Source organism: Dictyobacter halimunensis (genome assembly GCF_036245075.1).
On the sequence record NZ_BSRI01000002.1, the window covers coordinates 4,332,946 to 4,347,931 of the forward strand.

The 14,986-nt window shown below is 58.3% G+C and carries 11 protein-coding genes; 10 read left to right on the forward strand and 1 reads right to left on the reverse strand.

All coding sequences use genetic code 11. From position 1 onward, the window contains the following. Positions 1–56 precede the first annotated feature (56 nt). The 9 genes from AABA21_RS31840 to AABA21_RS31880 all read left to right on the forward strand — a co-directional run bounded on the left by AABA21_RS31840 (position 57) and on the right by AABA21_RS31880 (position 9,923). Complete coding sequence (locus AABA21_RS31840) at positions 57–776, forward strand: response regulator transcription factor (protein ID WP_338256460.1); 720 nt, start codon at positions 57–59, stop codon at positions 774–776. A gap of 208 nt (positions 777–984) precedes the next feature. Further along, the gene (locus AABA21_RS31845; protein ID WP_338256461.1) at positions 985–2,010 is read left to right on the forward strand and encodes a universal stress protein; all 1,026 of its coding nucleotides are present in this window, start codon (positions 985–987) and stop codon (positions 2,008–2,010) included. A 509-nt stretch (positions 2,011–2,519) separates the two neighbouring features. Then, on the forward strand, positions 2,520–3,662 hold the full coding sequence (locus tag AABA21_RS31850; RefSeq protein WP_338256462.1) for a LacI family DNA-binding transcriptional regulator: 1,143 nt from the start codon (positions 2,520–2,522) through the stop codon (positions 3,660–3,662). A gap of 195 nt (positions 3,663–3,857) precedes the next feature. Next, entirely contained in the window at positions 3,858–5,570 is a 1,713-nt protein-coding gene (locus tag AABA21_RS31855) for an ABC transporter substrate-binding protein (protein ID WP_338256463.1), read from the forward strand. 118 nt (positions 5,571–5,688) lie between these two features. Further along, positions 5,689–6,672 carry an ABC transporter permease gene (locus AABA21_RS31860; RefSeq protein WP_338256464.1) on the forward strand — a complete coding sequence of 328 codons (984 nt, stop codon included), beginning with the start codon at positions 5,689–5,691 and terminating at the stop codon, positions 6,670–6,672. A gap of 5 nt (positions 6,673–6,677) precedes the next feature. After that, positions 6,678–7,706, forward strand: coding sequence for an ABC transporter permease (locus AABA21_RS31865; protein WP_338256465.1), 1,029 nt, complete (start codon positions 6,678–6,680; stop codon positions 7,704–7,706). Further along, positions 7,706–8,845 (forward strand): ABC transporter ATP-binding protein, encoded by a 1,140-nt coding sequence (locus AABA21_RS31870; protein ID WP_338256467.1) that lies wholly within the window; start codon positions 7,706–7,708, stop codon positions 8,843–8,845. The genes AABA21_RS31865 and AABA21_RS31870 overlap by 1 nt, the downstream gene beginning before the upstream one ends. Beyond that, entirely contained in the window at positions 8,845–9,177 is a 333-nt protein-coding gene (locus AABA21_RS31875; protein WP_338256468.1) for an ATP-binding cassette domain-containing protein, read from the forward strand. The genes AABA21_RS31870 and AABA21_RS31875 overlap by 1 nt, the downstream gene beginning before the upstream one ends. Further along, the gene (locus AABA21_RS31880; RefSeq protein ID WP_338256469.1) at positions 9,168–9,923 is read left to right on the forward strand and encodes an ABC transporter ATP-binding protein; all 756 of its coding nucleotides are present in this window, start codon (positions 9,168–9,170) and stop codon (positions 9,921–9,923) included. Before AABA21_RS31875 ends, AABA21_RS31880 begins: the two co-directional genes overlap by 10 nt. 68 nt (positions 9,924–9,991) lie before the next feature. On the opposite strand, the gene AABA21_RS31885 is transcribed toward AABA21_RS31880, so the two are convergent. Further along, entirely contained in the window at positions 9,992–11,011 is a 1,020-nt protein-coding gene (locus AABA21_RS31885) for a universal stress protein (RefSeq protein ID WP_338256471.1), read from the reverse strand. Between the two features lie 325 nt (positions 11,012–11,336). Here AABA21_RS31885 and nifJ point away from each other — a divergent pair, with 325 nt between their 5' ends. Continuing rightward, positions 11,337–14,984: a pyruvate:ferredoxin (flavodoxin) oxidoreductase gene (gene nifJ, locus AABA21_RS31890; protein ID WP_338256473.1), complete on the forward strand. Its 3,648-nt coding sequence runs from the start codon at positions 11,337–11,339 to the stop codon at positions 14,982–14,984. Positions 14,985–14,986 lie beyond the last annotated feature (2 nt).

Consider the following 14,986-nt stretch of genomic DNA (forward strand, 5'->3'; position numbering starts at 1 on the left):
GGGCTGTTCTGGCCCGGTTGCTGTGTTCAAGGTGGATATGGGAGGAAGTGACAATCATGACGATCAAGAAGTATACCGTTCTGGTGGCCGATGATGACCCGCAGCTCTTGCGCCTGGTGATGCGCAGCCTGGAACTGGAAGGCTTCCATGTCCTCAACGCCCACGATGGAGAGGAGGCGCTGGCCATGATCGAGGCCAATCCTCCTGACCTGGTACTACTCGATGTAATGATGCCGCACATGGATGGCTTTACCGCCTGTCAGAAGATACGGGAGTTCTCGCAGGTGCCGATCATCATCATTACAGCGCGCGGGCGCGATAGCGATAAGGTGCGGGGCCTGAACCTGGGGGCTGACGACTATCTGACCAAGCCCTTTAGCATTGAAGAACTGGTGGCGCGGGTGCGGGCCGTCTTGCGGCGCTCGCAGTTTGTGGCGCAGGAACAGATGCTGGCGACCCGCTCAAAGCTTACCATTGGCGCCATCGAGATCGATTTCGAGCAGCGCCTGGTGATGGTGCATGGCGCAGAGGTGGTCCTGACACCGACCGAGTATCGTATCCTGGCCTACCTGATGCAGAACGCGGGTCGCATCCTGACCCAGGACCTCTTGCTGGAGCACATCTGGGGACCGGAATACATGGGAGAGAGCCATATGTTGCAGGTCAGCATCAACCGCTTGCGCCGCAAGATCGAGCCTGATCCTTCCCACCCCACCTACATCCACACAAAAATCGGCGTCGGCTACCAGTTCGCGGCCCACCCCAAACTTCCATAGCGGGGATGCAAGGGATGGCCAGCCCCAAAGCCGAGGCAAGCCCGGCACCTACGTAGGATCGGAGGCACTCAAGAAGGTATCTGTGATCTGGTTGTGCCACCAGGCCGGGTTTTGAGAAGTATCTGTGATGAGCAGGCGCTATCTTACAGATAGCAAAAGAATTCCATTCAAAACCCTCTCTCGATGAAGAGGCGAAAGGAGCCCGGCTATGTTGGGGCATATTCTTGTACCGTTAGATGGTTCACACCGTGATGAGCAGATTCTACCCATGGTTGCGCGCCTGGCTCGCGCGGCGCATGCCAGGGTCACCCTGATCACGATTATCGCGTTGCCTTCCGAATATTACGCGTATCCAATGTGGTCTGGACCCGTACCGGCCAACATGGTCGAACGCGACGAGCAGGAGGCGGAGGAGCACCTGAAGCATCTGAAGCAGAGCGAGATGCTGCGCGACCTGGAGGTCAATACCTCGGTCTTCTCTGGTTTCCCGGTGCAGGAATTGGAGGACGCGATCGAACGTGAGCACGTTGACCTGGTGATGATGTGTAGCCATGGTGATGTTGGCTTCAAACGCCTGGTGCTCGGAAGCGTGGCGCAGCAGATGGTGCGACATAGCAATGTGCCGGTGCTGATCTTAAAGGAGCAGCGGCAGGGCCAGTCCATGCTCGGCAAGGGGATGCCATTCCAATTTACCGTGGCGCTTGATGGCTCACCCGGCGCGGAGTCGGTCTTGAAGATCGCCGCCACCTTAAGCGCGCTGCTCTCGGCTCCCGAGCCCGGAAAGCTGCATCTACTACGCGTGGTACAGCCCATCTATGCCGTCGCTCCCCATGGCAACGAGACTGTTTCGCAGGCCAACGTCAAAGCCTTAGAAGAGGCGGAAGCCTATCTGAATGATGTGACAAAGCGAATCCTGCTGCACATGGTGCCCGATACACTGCTCGACATAACTATGTCGGTACGTACCGACGAGGATGTGGCCACCGCCCTCATGCAGGTAGCGCGCGAGGACGAAGTGCGCATGATGGGACCCTCCGGCGGCATCGCCCTGGCCACGCATGGCCGGCATGGCATTCCGCGCTGGCTCCTGGGCAGTGTCACCGAGCACGTCCTGGGACACGCCTCCTTCCCCCTGCTGATCGTCCGCCAGGAGATCGCCGAGTCCCGAGAAGCAGATCACGGCGACCAGGCCCAACGCCACGAGCACGCATATCACCCCTTCGCCATGTTTTAACAAGTTTTTAGAGTGATGCAACCCGAGCTCATTCGCGCCCCGGTTGCATCACTCTAAAATAATTATAATGGTGTACCACCATTATAATTACCAGTGCGTCCACGTGCGCGGACGCCCGTGCGGGGCGGCCACCCACGCCGGGAAAAGTAAATACAACCCTTTCTTTACGGTTGAAAAATGTGAGATATGTCTGAAAAACAACGTAATAAAAAAAAGATGACCTGTGTGTCTCACATTTTTCAACCGGCCCCCCCGAAAAGCGCGGCATGCTTAACGAACTCTTTTTCTGCCTGATCAGAAAAAATCAAAATTTGCCAACAAAAGTCCTTGATTTTTTTCTCTTTCATCGGTATACTTAAATGTAATCGATACCGGAATCGATTACGAAACCGCTTTGGTCTGATTATTGATATTTTTTCGCATTTGCCTTCTCTTTCTGTCTGTTCATCATACAGAAAGTAGCGCGAGTAGGATTGGCATTGCCGCCCATCCATGAGGATACGTTATTTATGGCAAGGAAGCGTACGATTGATGATATTGCCCGTCTGGCGGGCGTATCGAAAACCACGGTGTCGCGCGTGCTCAATAACAAGCCCGATGTCGATCCAAATACACGCGAGCGCATTCTCCGCATTGTCAAAGAGGAAGGGTTTGTGCCGAGTGCCACAGCTGCTGGTTTAGCCGGGGGGCGAAGCCATCTGCTGGGTGTTCTGGTTCCTTCATTTACCTGGCCGATGATCCCTGATATCGTGTGTGGCATTGCCGAGACGATCGGAAATACCGCCTACGAATTGGTATTGTACAGCCTCAATGATAAGACGCGTGAAAATGGTGAGGGCGATATTATTGACCATATCCTATCGACAAACCTTGTGGCGGGTATCCTGGCGGTTTTGCCGGGTCAGTCGTCAAAGTTTGTGATCCGTTTACATCAACATGGCTTCCCCGTGGTATTAATTGATGATCAGGATGATCCTCCCCTGGTTCCCTGGATCGGTGCCGATAACCAGTGTGGCGCCTATGATGCGGTAAAGCATCTGCTGGCCCTCGGTCATCGCCGCATCGCGCATATTCAGGGTCCCATGAAATACGTATGCTCACGCGAACGCTACGAGGGTTATTGCCAGGCTTTGCGCGAACATGGCATTCCCGTTGATCCAGCTCTTGTCGTCGAAGGTGCCTTTGATACCGTCTCCGGACGAGATGCTGCCCAGACCTTTCTCTCCCTGCCCGAAGATCAGCGACCCACGGCCATCTTTGCTGGTAGCGACCTGATGGCCTATGGTGTGCTGGCCTTCGCGGAAGAGCAGGGGATCGACATACCGGGCCAGCTGGCGCTGGTGGGATTTGATGCCATCGGCTCTTCTGCCCTGGTTCGGCCTGCCCTGACTACGGTCAAGCAGCCGTTCGAGGAGATGGGCCAGCGAGGAATCGAGGTGTTGCTCTCCATCATCGAGCACTCGGATCAGCAGCGCATGAATGTCCGCCCTGGCTATACCAGGGACTTTATGAGCCCATCCCGTGCGCGTGTTGATGAGCCAGCAAACGCCCCTCCTTTACGTATCCAGCTGGCGACGAGCCTGGTTGTACGCGCCTCTTGTGGCATGCAACAAAGATCCCCATTCTCATCGATAAAATCGATTTCCCGCTAATGTTAGGAACGCTACATATTCTTAGTCTGTACGTGCCCGCTTGTGCAGGAAATTCGAGCACTATGCCGCTTTTGCGGCACAACTACATAGAGATAGGATCGATCGAAAGGAGGAAATGGAAAGTCAGGCTTTTCCTATAAATGGTTTCTTTCACTTAAAAGGATTTATTGTGTTTTCTATTGCCGGGAGGTTTTGATGACACCGCAATCTCTGACAATGTCGTATAAGAGGAAGGACGGGAAAAGGGCGTGGCTATTGTCGCTCTTGCTCGTTCTTGGTGCTTTACTGGCTGCCTGTGGCGGCGCTAATGGTAATGGTAATGGCTCTACTCAGGGTTCTTCATCACATAACTATTTGACCATCCAGACGGGCCCCAATGGAGATTTTACCCGTAACTTTGGACCCTACGCGCCCAATGCCAATCCGGGCACCCAGGGTATGGTCTATGAGACCCTGTTGTATGTCAATGGCTTTAGCAATAAGGTGACGCCCTGGCTAGCCACCGATTATAAGTTCTCCAGCGACAATAAGACCCTGACCTTCACCCTGCGCCAGAACGTTAAATGGTCCGATGGCAAACCCTTCACTTCGGCCGACGTGGCTTTCACGCTCAATCTGCTCAAAAAGTATCCAGCCGCCGATAGCAATGGTCTCTGGAACTACTTCAATAGCGTGACGGCGCCCGATGATCACACAGTAGTGATTAGCATGAAGAAGGTGTACACTCCCATCCTGTGGAATGTGGGCGGCACCACCTATATCGTGCCCGAGCACCTGTGGCAGAGCGTGGGTGACCCATCCAAGTATACCAATCCCAATCCTGTTGGTACCGGTCCATTCGTGCTGAAGAATTTCTCTTCTCAGCTGGTCGACTACACCAAGAATACCAGCTACTGGCAGGCTGGATTGCCCAAGGTTGGTGAGCTGCGCTATCCGTCCTACAACTCCAACCAGTCGTTGGAGCTGGATATGGACAAAGGTGAGCTCGACTGGGTGAGCCTGTTTACCCCGAACCTGCAGAAGGGGTACGTTGATCGCGATCCTACGCACAACAAATACTGGTTCCCACCCAATAACGCGGTCTCTCTGATCATGAACCTGAGCAAGGCCCCGTTCAACAATGTCAATGTCCGCAAGGCGATCAGTATCGCCCTCGACCGCGACCAGATGTCCAAGGTGGCTGAGAGTAACTTCGAAGCCGTCGCCAGCCCGACTGGTCTGCTGCTGCCCGCGCAGAAAGATTTCCTGGCCGCTGATTACCAGAACACAACCTGGCAGGCCCCCGACGTGGCCCAGGCGACCAAGCTGATGGAGAGCGCCGGCTACAAAAAAGGCTCGGACGGCATCTATGTTGGCCCTGATGGTAAGAAGCTCTCTTTCAACATCAACGTGGTAACCGGTTGGAGCGACTGGGTCACGATCTGTCAGATGGTCAATAGCCAGCTGAAGGCGATCGGTATCCAGGCTAATGTGACCGCGCTTGCTTATAATTCCTATATCAGCGCGTTGAACCTGGGTAGCTTCGACATGAGTATTGGTAGCTTCAGCTCCGGCCCGACCCCGTTCTATACCTTCAACAGCATGCTCAGCAAGTCGCACACTGCTCCAATTGGACAGCAGGCGGCCTCCAACTTCGAGCGCTGGATGGACCCGGCGACTGATAAACTGTTGGATCAGTATGCCTCGACCACCGATACCAATGCCCAGAAGCAGGCCATTCAGGGATTGGAGAAGATCATGGTTGAGCAGGTTCCGGTGATTACCCTGGTCAATGGTGCCGCCTGGAACGAGTACAGCACTAAGAACTTCACCGGCTGGCCAACGGTGGACAATCCTTACGCGGTACCACCTCCCTGGCAGCATCCGGATGATGAGCAGGTGGTGCTCCACCTGACCCCGGCCAAGTAACGTGTCCCGGATGCGTCAATAGGTTTTCCTGCGAGAGCTCCTATGCATGTAATCTTCATAGGAGCTCTCTGCTATCGCGTCAATTGACGCATGTGGTTGACTAGCAAGGAGTTCATGGATGCGTCACCTCTTACGCCGCATCGGCTTTTACCTGATCGCCTTATGGGGATCGCTTACGCTTAACTTCTTTATCCCCCGCCTGGCGCCGGGTGATCCGGCGCAGATCTTTATTGCGCGTTTCCAGGGTCGCATCAGGCCGGAGGCGCTGCACGCGCTGCAGCTGCAGTTCGGGGTCTCCAACGATCCTTTGTGGGTGCAATACTTTCAGTATCTCAATAGCCTGTTGCATGGCAACCTGGGCCTCTCCATTACGTATTATCCCACCCCGGTGGCTGAAGCGATCGGACAGGAGCTGCCCTGGACGCTGGTGCTGGTGACGATCTCGCTGCTCATCAGCTTTGGCCTGGGTACGCTGCTGGGTGTTGTCATCGCCTGGCGCCGCAATTCCTTTCTGGATAGTCTGTTGCCACCATTAATGACCTTTATCAGTGCCATCCCCTATTTCTGTATGGCCTTGATCATGCTCTATATCTTCGGCTTTACCCTCAACCTGTTCCCGTTGAATGGTGGCTATGATCGTTTCCTGAGCCCCGATGGCTCACCCGAGTTTATCAGCAGTGTGATCCAGCATGCCATCTTGCCCGCGATCACCTTTGTGGTGGCCAGTATCGCCGGCTGGATGCTGGGCATGCGCAACTCGATGATCACCACCCTCTCAGAGGACTATGTGTTGATGGCGCAGGCCAAAGGACTGGCCACACGCCGTGTGATGATGAATTACGCCGCTCGCAACGCGATCCTGCCCAGTATTACCGGCTTCGCTATCGCCCTGGGTGGTGTGGTCGCCGGTCAGCTGTTTTTGGAGATCATCTTTTCCTATCCTGGCATCGGCTACGCGCTCTTTCAGGCGGTGCAGAACTCAGACTACGCTTTGATGCAGGGGATCTTCCTGATTATTACGGTGGCGGTGCTGGTAGCCAATTTCCTGGTCGATCTGACTTATGTGGTGCTTGATCCACGCGTCCGGCAAGAAAGGGGATAAGCTCAATGAGTTCGACGAACTCCGGCGCACACAATACGCCGCCCAATAACAGTTTAACCACCGTGGTTTCTTCCACGACCGCCATGAACGCGGGTGGCACTGCCTCTGCCGGCGTGGCTGGTATGACCGCGCCCCCGGCGGTGGGTGGACGTATGCGCGATTTCTGGCGCATGATCACGCTCAATCGCAAAGTGGGCATCGGCGTGCTGATGCTGGTCATTTTCTTGCTGATTGCTATCTTTGGCCCACTCTTTATCCATCAGGACCCCAACACGTTGAACGCGGGCCCGGTGCTGTCGCCGCCCACGTCACAGTTCTGGTTTGGCACCACACAGACGGGTCAGAACATCTTCACCCAGACCATCGTCAGTACGCGTTCGTCCATCTTCTGGGGCTTTGTCACGGCCCTATTGATTATGGCCGTCTCGACCACGATAGGCCTGGTCTCCGGCTACTTCGGTGGCACAGTCGATGATGTCCTCTCGATCATCATTAATGTGTTCCTGGTCATCCCCGGTCTGCCGCTGGCAATCGTGCTGGCCGCCTTCTTCCCCAAAGGTGACCTGACCGTGGCGCTGGTGCTGGCGCTGACCAGCTGGTCGTGGAACGCGCGCGTCATCCGCGCCCAGACCATGTCGATGCGTAGCCGCGACTTCGTGCAGGCGGCGCAATCGAGCGGCGAGGGGACGCTGCATATCATCTTTTCCGAGATCCTGCCCAACGAGATCGCTATTGTGATGTCGGGCTTCATCGGTACGGTGGTGTATGTCATCCTGGCGGCCTCGGGCCTGCAGTTCCTGGGCCTGGGTAGTGTAACCGGCTTGAGCTGGGGCGCCATGCTGTACTGGGTCAATAACAACGACGCGATCCTGCAGGGCGCTTACTGGTGGTTTATCCCGCCTACATTATGTATCGCGCTGGTAGGGACCGCGCTGTCCCTGATCAACTTCGGGGTCGATGAGATCGCCAATCCACGCCTGCGCAAAGAGGCGAAACCGAAGGCGAGCAAAGCGAAGAAGGAGGCGGTGGCGTAATGGCTGAACAACGTGTAGCCGATGATTTGTTGTTGGACGTACGCAACGTCTGTGTTGATTATTATGCGGCCAATGGGGCTGTGCATGCGGTGCGCGACGTCAATCTGACGTTGCGGCGCGGCGAGATCCTGGGGTTGGCCGGCGAGAGCGGCTGTGGTAAGTCGACGCTGGCCTTCGCCATTGCGCGCCTGCTGCGTCCCCCGGCTGAGATTATCAGGGGAGAGGTGCTCTACTATCCCCGCCCTCATGCCGATCGCAAAGGGAGCATGGCGCAGAACCGGCGCGGTCGTAACAGCCCGCAGGAGGATGTCATCGATATCCTGAGCCTGAGCCCCTCTCAGCTGCGCCAATTCCGCTGGAATGAGCTGTCGGTGGTCTTCCAGAGCGCCATGAACGCTCTCAATCCGGTGATGACGGTGGGAACGCAGATCATCGATGCCATCAAGGCTCATCGACCCGACATGGGACCCGACGCCTGCCGCAAGCGCGCGCTGGAACTGCTGGATCTGGTTGGCATCGCCGGGGACCGCATTCGTAGCTATCCCCATGAGCTCAGCGGTGGCATGCGCCAGCGCGCCGTGATCGCTATCGCCCTGGCGCTCAACCCAGAAGTCATTATTATGGATGAGCCGACGACGGCGCTCGACGTGGTGGTGCAGCGCGAGATCCTGGAGCTGATCAGCAACCTGTGTAAGGAGTTCAATACGGCGCTGATCTTCATCACCCACGACCTCTCGCTGCTGCTGGAGCTCTCGGATCGTCTGGCCATCATGTATGCCGGCAAGATGATCGAGAAGGCGAGCAGCGAGGATGTGTATAAGCATCCCCGCCATCCCTACAGCTATGGGCTGCTCAATTCGTTCCCGACCCTGCATGGTCCTCGCCGCAAGATGGTGGGCATCCCGGGTTCGCCGCCCGACCTGCGTGTGGTCTCCGCCGGCTGTCCGTTCGCCGCGCGCTGCCCGATGGTGTTTGAGCCCTGTCACACGGTGACGCCCGAGCTGGCACCGGCGACGAGCGACAACCAGGAGCAGCTGGCGGCCTGCCATCTCTATAATCCAACCTATTCCCAGAAGTTACCCGGCGCGCAGGATTTCGCGAAAGGCTATGAGGCGCTGGCAGAAAGGAGCCTGGTTTAATGAGTACGTCTCCCTCTGTTGAGAATCAGACCAACGTGGAGCTGCCAGCTCCGGTACTGGAGGCGGTCCACCTGCGCAAAGAGTTTCCGGTGCGCGGCAAGATGTTTGGCCCCTCGCTGGCGGTGCACGCGGTGGAGGATGCCACGGTGACGCTGCGACCGGGACGCGCGACGGCGCTGGTGGGGGAAAGCGGTAGCGGCAAGACGACGGTGGCGCGCATGCTGGCGCGCATCTACAATCCAACCTCGGGGACGATCAAGTTCCGGGGGAGCCGGTCGCGCTCTCCAAGAGCACCTCGGCGCTGCGGGCCTATCGCCGCCACGTGCAGCTGATCTTCCAGGATCCCTTTAGCTCACTCAACCCGGTGCACAATATCCGCTATCACCTGGCGCGTCCGCTGCAGATCTTCGGGCATGCGCGCGGCGAGCGGGAGGTGACCGAACAGGTGCTGGCCCTGCTGCGACGCGTTAGCCTGAGCCCTGCCGAGCAGTTTATCGAGAAGTATCCGCACCAGCTCAGTGGTGGACAGCGGCAGCGCGTGGCGATCGCCCGCGCGCTGGCGGTGCAGCCGGAGGTGCTGCTGGCCGATGAGCCGGTCTCGATGCTCGACGTCTCGATCCGTCTGGACATCCTCAACCTGCTGCTGCGGCTCAAGGATGAAGAGAAGCTGGCCTTCCTGTTCATTACGCACGATATCGCCAGCGCGCGCTACTTCGCCGAGGATACGCTGGTGATGTACGCGGGACAGACGGTCGAGGGTGGTCCCAGCGATGAGATCATTCAGGAGCCGAAGCATCCCTATACCCAGCTGCTGCTGTCGGCGGCGCCCGACCCCGAGCGCATCCAGGCTGGTGCCGGAAGCAAAGAGCTGACGGCGCGTGGAGAGATCCCCAGCCTGATTACGCCACCCACGGGCTGCCGCTTCCATCCACGCTGCCCTCACGCCATGCCGGTCTGTAAGGAGCGCTTCCCCGGTCGCACCAACCTGGGCAATGGTCACTGGACCAACTGCTACCTCTACGGCGCCGGTGACGAGTCACCAAAGACTGATACCTCTGTGGCCCAGGGGGCCGATTAATCTTAGACGATAGGCAATAAAAAGGCGCGTCAGATTTTATCCTGACGCGCCTTTTTATTGCCTATCGGTTATGAGTGCGAGTCGATGGCTTGCGGAGCCTGGCCCGTCGCTGCCAGCGAATCCATCACCATGGCCGGTGGGACGATCAGCACGGGGAGCTGCGTTTCATGGGTAATGCGCTCCACGATATGATTCCCCAGGTGCAGACATTGCTGGTACTGTCCAAAGCGCGAGGAGATAGCTAGCAGGTGGAATTGTGGCTTGTGCTCTTCACCGTCATAGCTGCCGGCCTCTTTCAGTAGTTCGTGCGCGTAGTCGGTGCCGACCAGGGTCGATTCGCTCATGCAGGCGCTGCTCACGACCTCCATCGACTCCTCATCAATATCCTCAAACTCGTGTACATGCTTGATCTGCTGCTCTTTGATGACCTTCATCAGTTCGAGCAGGCCGCCCTGAGCACCGGACTGCTCGGTGGCGTAGGGCGAGATGACCCGCGCCAGGCGGATGATCGGTTGGTTGGTGGCAGCCAGGCCAGCTACCAGCGCGAGGGAGCTTTTCACCACGGGGCCGGCCTGGGAGATATCGTCAACTCCTAGTAGGATGCAGATAGGATGGCCCGCTGGTATATATGGGATGATTGGTAGCGGCCCGTGTTCGTGGATCAGAAAGACCGGTACCGGTGAATGCATCGCCACGCGTTCGGCCACGCTGCCCGGCAGCAGATGCTTCAGGCCGGTATGGTGTTTGCGGCTCATGAGGATCAGGTCGCAGTGGTGCAGTCGGACCTGCTCTACCAGTTCGGGCGCGACCTGGCCCCAGCAGACCTGCAGCTCCACATCGATGCCGTCGAGCAGTGGCGTGGTGGCGACGGTGGTCAGATAATCGAGCGCTTTCTGCTTTTCGGTTTCAACCAGGCTGTTCAAGGCGTCCGTTTTCAGAATAGCTTTTCCATTGAAGTTGGTTCCCAGTGTAATGACATGGACGAGAATTAATGATCCCTGCGCGGTACGGGCGAGGCGGGCCGCGATGGGAAGCGCGTGCTCGGTCGCCGGTGATCCATCAAGAGGAACTAATATGCGGCTAAACATGTTCAAGCTCCTTCCCAAGCATTAAGCTTTTATGAACGCTTTTTTGTATACGTGGTACGGGCCCTGCTTCCAAAGCCACGAACAAGCAGAAGAATTTTCTACCCTACCTGCATTGTACATACTGTACTTCTACTCCCTCACAGCTATGTCACAGCAGCCGGGGCTATCTCTCAGTGCGATCACAAAAGAGGGCGCTATAGTAGCGTTGTTTCTGTGATCTCTTTGAGATGCCGGTTCGCGGGCACGAGACTACCCTGTGATCATGAGGCGATATCTTCCTGGTATATGAGCAGATGTTGAAAAGCAGAAAGTGATGCGATGTCTTATGGAACATACTGAGGCAATGCTGGATGGGAACGAGGCCGCCTCCGCCGTCGCTTATGCCGTGAGCGATGTGGTAGCTATCTATCCGATTACGCCATCCACTCCTATGGGTGAGGCCGCCGATGCCTGGTCGGCGCAGGAGAAACCCAATCTGTGGGGCAGCGTGCCGCTGGTGGTTGAGATGCAGTCCGAGGGCGGGGTGGCGGGCGTGCTGCATGGAGCCCTGCAAACCGGGGCGCTGGCAAGCACCTTTACCGCGTCGCAGGGCCTGTTATTGATGATCCCGAATATGTACAAGATCGCTGGTGAGCTGACGCCGACGGTCTTTCACGTGGCGGCCCGCTCACTGGCCGCGCAGGGGCTCTCGATCTTTGGCGACCACTCCGACGTGATGGCGGTGCGCGCGACGGGTTTCGCCATGCTGGCATCCAACTCGGTGCAGGAGGCGCAGGACCTGGCGTTGATAGCCCATGCGGCAACACTCAAGGCGCGCATCCCCTTTGTGCATTTCTTTGATGGCTTCCGCACCTCGCACGAGATCGATAAGATTATGCTGCTGGAATGGGACGAGATCCGTGCCATGATCGATGATACATTGGTACATGAGCACCGAGCCAGGGCGCTCTCGCCCGACCACCCTGTCATTCGCGGTACGGCCCAGAATCCCGATGTGTATTTCCAGGCCCGCGAGACGGTCAATCCTTTCTACCAGCGCTGTCCCGAAATCGTGCAGCAGAGCATGGATGCGTTCGCGGCCCTGACCGGCAGGCGCTACCACCTGTTTGACTATGTGGGCGCGCCTGACGCCGAGCGCGTCATCGTCATGATGGGATCGGGCGCCGAGACGGCCGAGCAGACCGCTAAGTACCTGGCGGCGCGTGGCGAGAAGGTCGGCGTGCTCAAGGTCCACCTGTATCGTCCCTTCGCGGTGGATGCCTTTGTGCGTGCCCTGCCCACGAGTGTCAGGACCCTGGCCGTGCTCGATCGCACCAAGGAGCCAGGCAGCGCGGGCGAGCCGCTCTACCTGGATGTGGTGACCGCCCTCAACGAATCCTGGGATAACGCGCGCCCCGCTCCACGCGTGATCGGTGGTCGCTATGGGCTCTCATCCAAAGAGTTTACCCCGGCCATGGTCAAGGGCATCTATGATCATCTGCTGGCCGAACGGCCGAAGAAGCATTTCACTATCGGCATCAACGACGACGTGACCCATAGCAGCCTGCCGTATGATCCGGCTTTCGCCATTGAGGGCGAGGACATCGTGCAGTGTGTCTTCTGGGGACTGGGATCGGACGGCACGGTGGGCGCGAATAAGAACTCGATCAAGATGATCGGTGAGGAGACGGCGAACTACGCGCAGGGCTACTTTGTCTATGACTCAAAAAAGTCCGGCTCGGTCACCATCTCCCATCTGCGCTTCGGGCCGCGCGCTTTTTCGGCCCCCTACCTGATCGACGCGGGCCAGGCCAACCTGGTCGCCTGCCACCAGTTCGCGCAGCTTGAGCGCTTCGATGTATTGAAATATGCGCGCGAGGGCGCCGTCTTCCTGCTCAACAGTCCATATGGTCCCGAGGAGGTGTGGGGACACCTGCCCGTCGAGGTGCGACAGGTGATTCGCCAGAAGCGGCTACGCTTCTACGTTATCGATGCCTTTCAGGTGGCGCGTCGCGTGGGGATGGGGGGACGCATCAATACCGTAATGCAGACCTGCTTCTTCGCCATCAGCGGCATCATGCCGACCGAACAGGCGATCGCCCAGATCAAGCAGAGCATCAAGAAGACCTATAGCAAGCGCGGGGAGGCGGTGGTCAGGCAGAACTACCAGGCCGTCGATGATACGCTGGCCGGACTCTACCAGGTGACGGTTCCTGAGGAGGCCGAAGTGTCTCTTGGGCGTGAAGATGGGCAGACTGCCGTGGCGGTACACGCACGAGCGCCCATCGCCCTGCCGATGCTGCATAGAAGGGCTCCCGTGGCGGCCGAGGCGCCGACCTTCGTGCGCGACGTGCTCGGTCCTATGCTTGTCGGGGAAGGCGATACAGTGCCGGTCAGCGCTCTCCCCTGTGACGGCAGCTATCCAGTGGGCACGGCCCGCTGGGAGAAGCGCAACATCGCGCAGGAGATCCCGGCCTGGGACCCCGACATCTGCATCCAGTGCGGCAAGTGCGTCATGGTCTGTCCGCACGCGGTGATCCGCGCCAAAGTCTATGACCCCGCCGAGCTGCGCGATGTGCCGGAGACATTCCAGACCACGCCGGCCCGCTTCAAAGAGTTTCCCGATATGAGCTATACGCTCCAGGTGGCGCCCGAGGATTGTACCGGGTGCGGCCTGTGCGTCGAGGCCTGCCCCGTTAAAGATAAGCGCCAGGTTGGACGCAAGGCGATCAATATGGTGCCGCAGGCGCCGCTGCGCGAGAGCGAGCGGAAGAACTGGGACTACTTCTTGCGCCTGCCCGAGGCTGATACATCGCAGCTGAACCTGGCGGCGATCAAAAACGCCGAGCTGCTGGAGCCGCTGTTCGAGTTCTCGGGCGCCTGCTCGGGCTGTGGTGAGACGCCCTACATCAAGCTGGTCTCTCAGCTCTTTGGCGATCACTTGCTGGTCGCCAATGCGACCGGTTGCTCCTCCATCTACGGCGGCAACCTGCCCACTACCCCCTGGAGCGCCAATGCCGAGGGCCGTGGTCCCGCCTGGTCGAACTCGCTCTTCGAGGATAACGCCGAGTTTGGACTGGGGATGCGCCTGTCGCTGGATCAGCAGCAGGAGCAGGCCCGCGCCCTCTTGCAGCGCTGTGCTCCCCTGGTCGGCGAGGAACTGGCGCAGTCCATCCTGCTGGCCGATCAAGGACATGAGATAGGACTGCGGGCGCAGCGCGAGCGCGTCCAGCTGCTCAAGCAGCATCTGAGCAGCGGAGCGGTCGCCGAGGATCAACAGTGTCAGCAGCTGTTGTCGCTGGCCGATGCGCTGGTGCGCAAGACGGTCTGGATCATCGGCGGTGATGGCTGGGCCTATGACATCGGCTATGGTGGGCTGGACCACGTGCTGGCCTCGGGCCGCAACGTCAATATCCTGGTGCTGGATACCGAGGTCTATTCCAACACGGGCGGCCAGGCATCGAAGGCCACGCCAAGGGCCGCCGTGGCCAAGTTCGCCGCTAAGGGCAAGGCGCTGCCTAAGAAGGACCTGGGCTTGCTGGCTATGGCCTATGGACACGTCTATGTGGCCCACGTCGCCATGGGCGCCAACGATCAGCAGACGCTGCACGCCATTGAGGAGGCGGACGCCTATGATGGTCCCTCCCTGATCATCGCCTATAGCCACTGTATCGCGCACGGCATCGATATGCGCAAGGGGTTGGAACAGCAGAAGCTGGCCGTGCAGACCGGCTACTGGCCGCTGTACCGCTACAATCCCGCTCTGATGGAGCAGGGCAAGGACCCGTTGATTATGGATGCCAGGGAGGCCACGCTCCCGCTGTCGCGCTTTATGTACAATGAGACGCGTTTCCGCATGCTCGTGCAGAGCGACGAGGAACGGGCGGCCGAGCTGCTGCACCTGGCCGAAGAAGATGTCAGGACCAGTCAGGCCCGCTACTATCATGCGGCGGATGGCCATGATGGTCACCAGGAAGGAGAGAAAACGCTATGACA

Bases quoted from the DNA above. Each gene is read 5' to 3' on its own strand.
- AABA21_RS31840 (WP_338256460.1), top strand. From the start codon at position 57: ATGACGATCAAGAAGTATACCGTTCTGGTGGCCGATGATGACCCGCAG.
- AABA21_RS31845 (WP_338256461.1), top strand. From the start codon at position 985: ATGTTGGGGCATATTCTTGTACCGTTAGATGGTTCACACCGTGATGAG.
- AABA21_RS31850 (WP_338256462.1), top strand. From the start codon at position 2,520: ATGGCAAGGAAGCGTACGATTGATGATATTGCCCGTCTGGCGGGCGTA.
- AABA21_RS31855 (WP_338256463.1), top strand. From the start codon at position 3,858: ATGACACCGCAATCTCTGACAATGTCGTATAAGAGGAAGGACGGGAAA.
- AABA21_RS31860 (WP_338256464.1), top strand. From the start codon at position 5,689: ATGCGTCACCTCTTACGCCGCATCGGCTTTTACCTGATCGCCTTATGG.
- AABA21_RS31865 (WP_338256465.1), top strand. From the start codon at position 6,678: ATGAGTTCGACGAACTCCGGCGCACACAATACGCCGCCCAATAACAGT.
- AABA21_RS31870 (WP_338256467.1), top strand. From the start codon at position 7,706: ATGGCTGAACAACGTGTAGCCGATGATTTGTTGTTGGACGTACGCAAC.
- AABA21_RS31875 (WP_338256468.1), top strand. From the start codon at position 8,845: ATGAGTACGTCTCCCTCTGTTGAGAATCAGACCAACGTGGAGCTGCCA.
- AABA21_RS31885 (WP_338256471.1), bottom strand. From the start codon at position 11,011: ATGTTTAGCCGCATATTAGTTCCTCTTGATGGATCACCGGCGACCGAG.
- nifJ (WP_338256473.1), top strand. From the start codon at position 11,337: ATGGAACATACTGAGGCAATGCTGGATGGGAACGAGGCCGCCTCCGCC.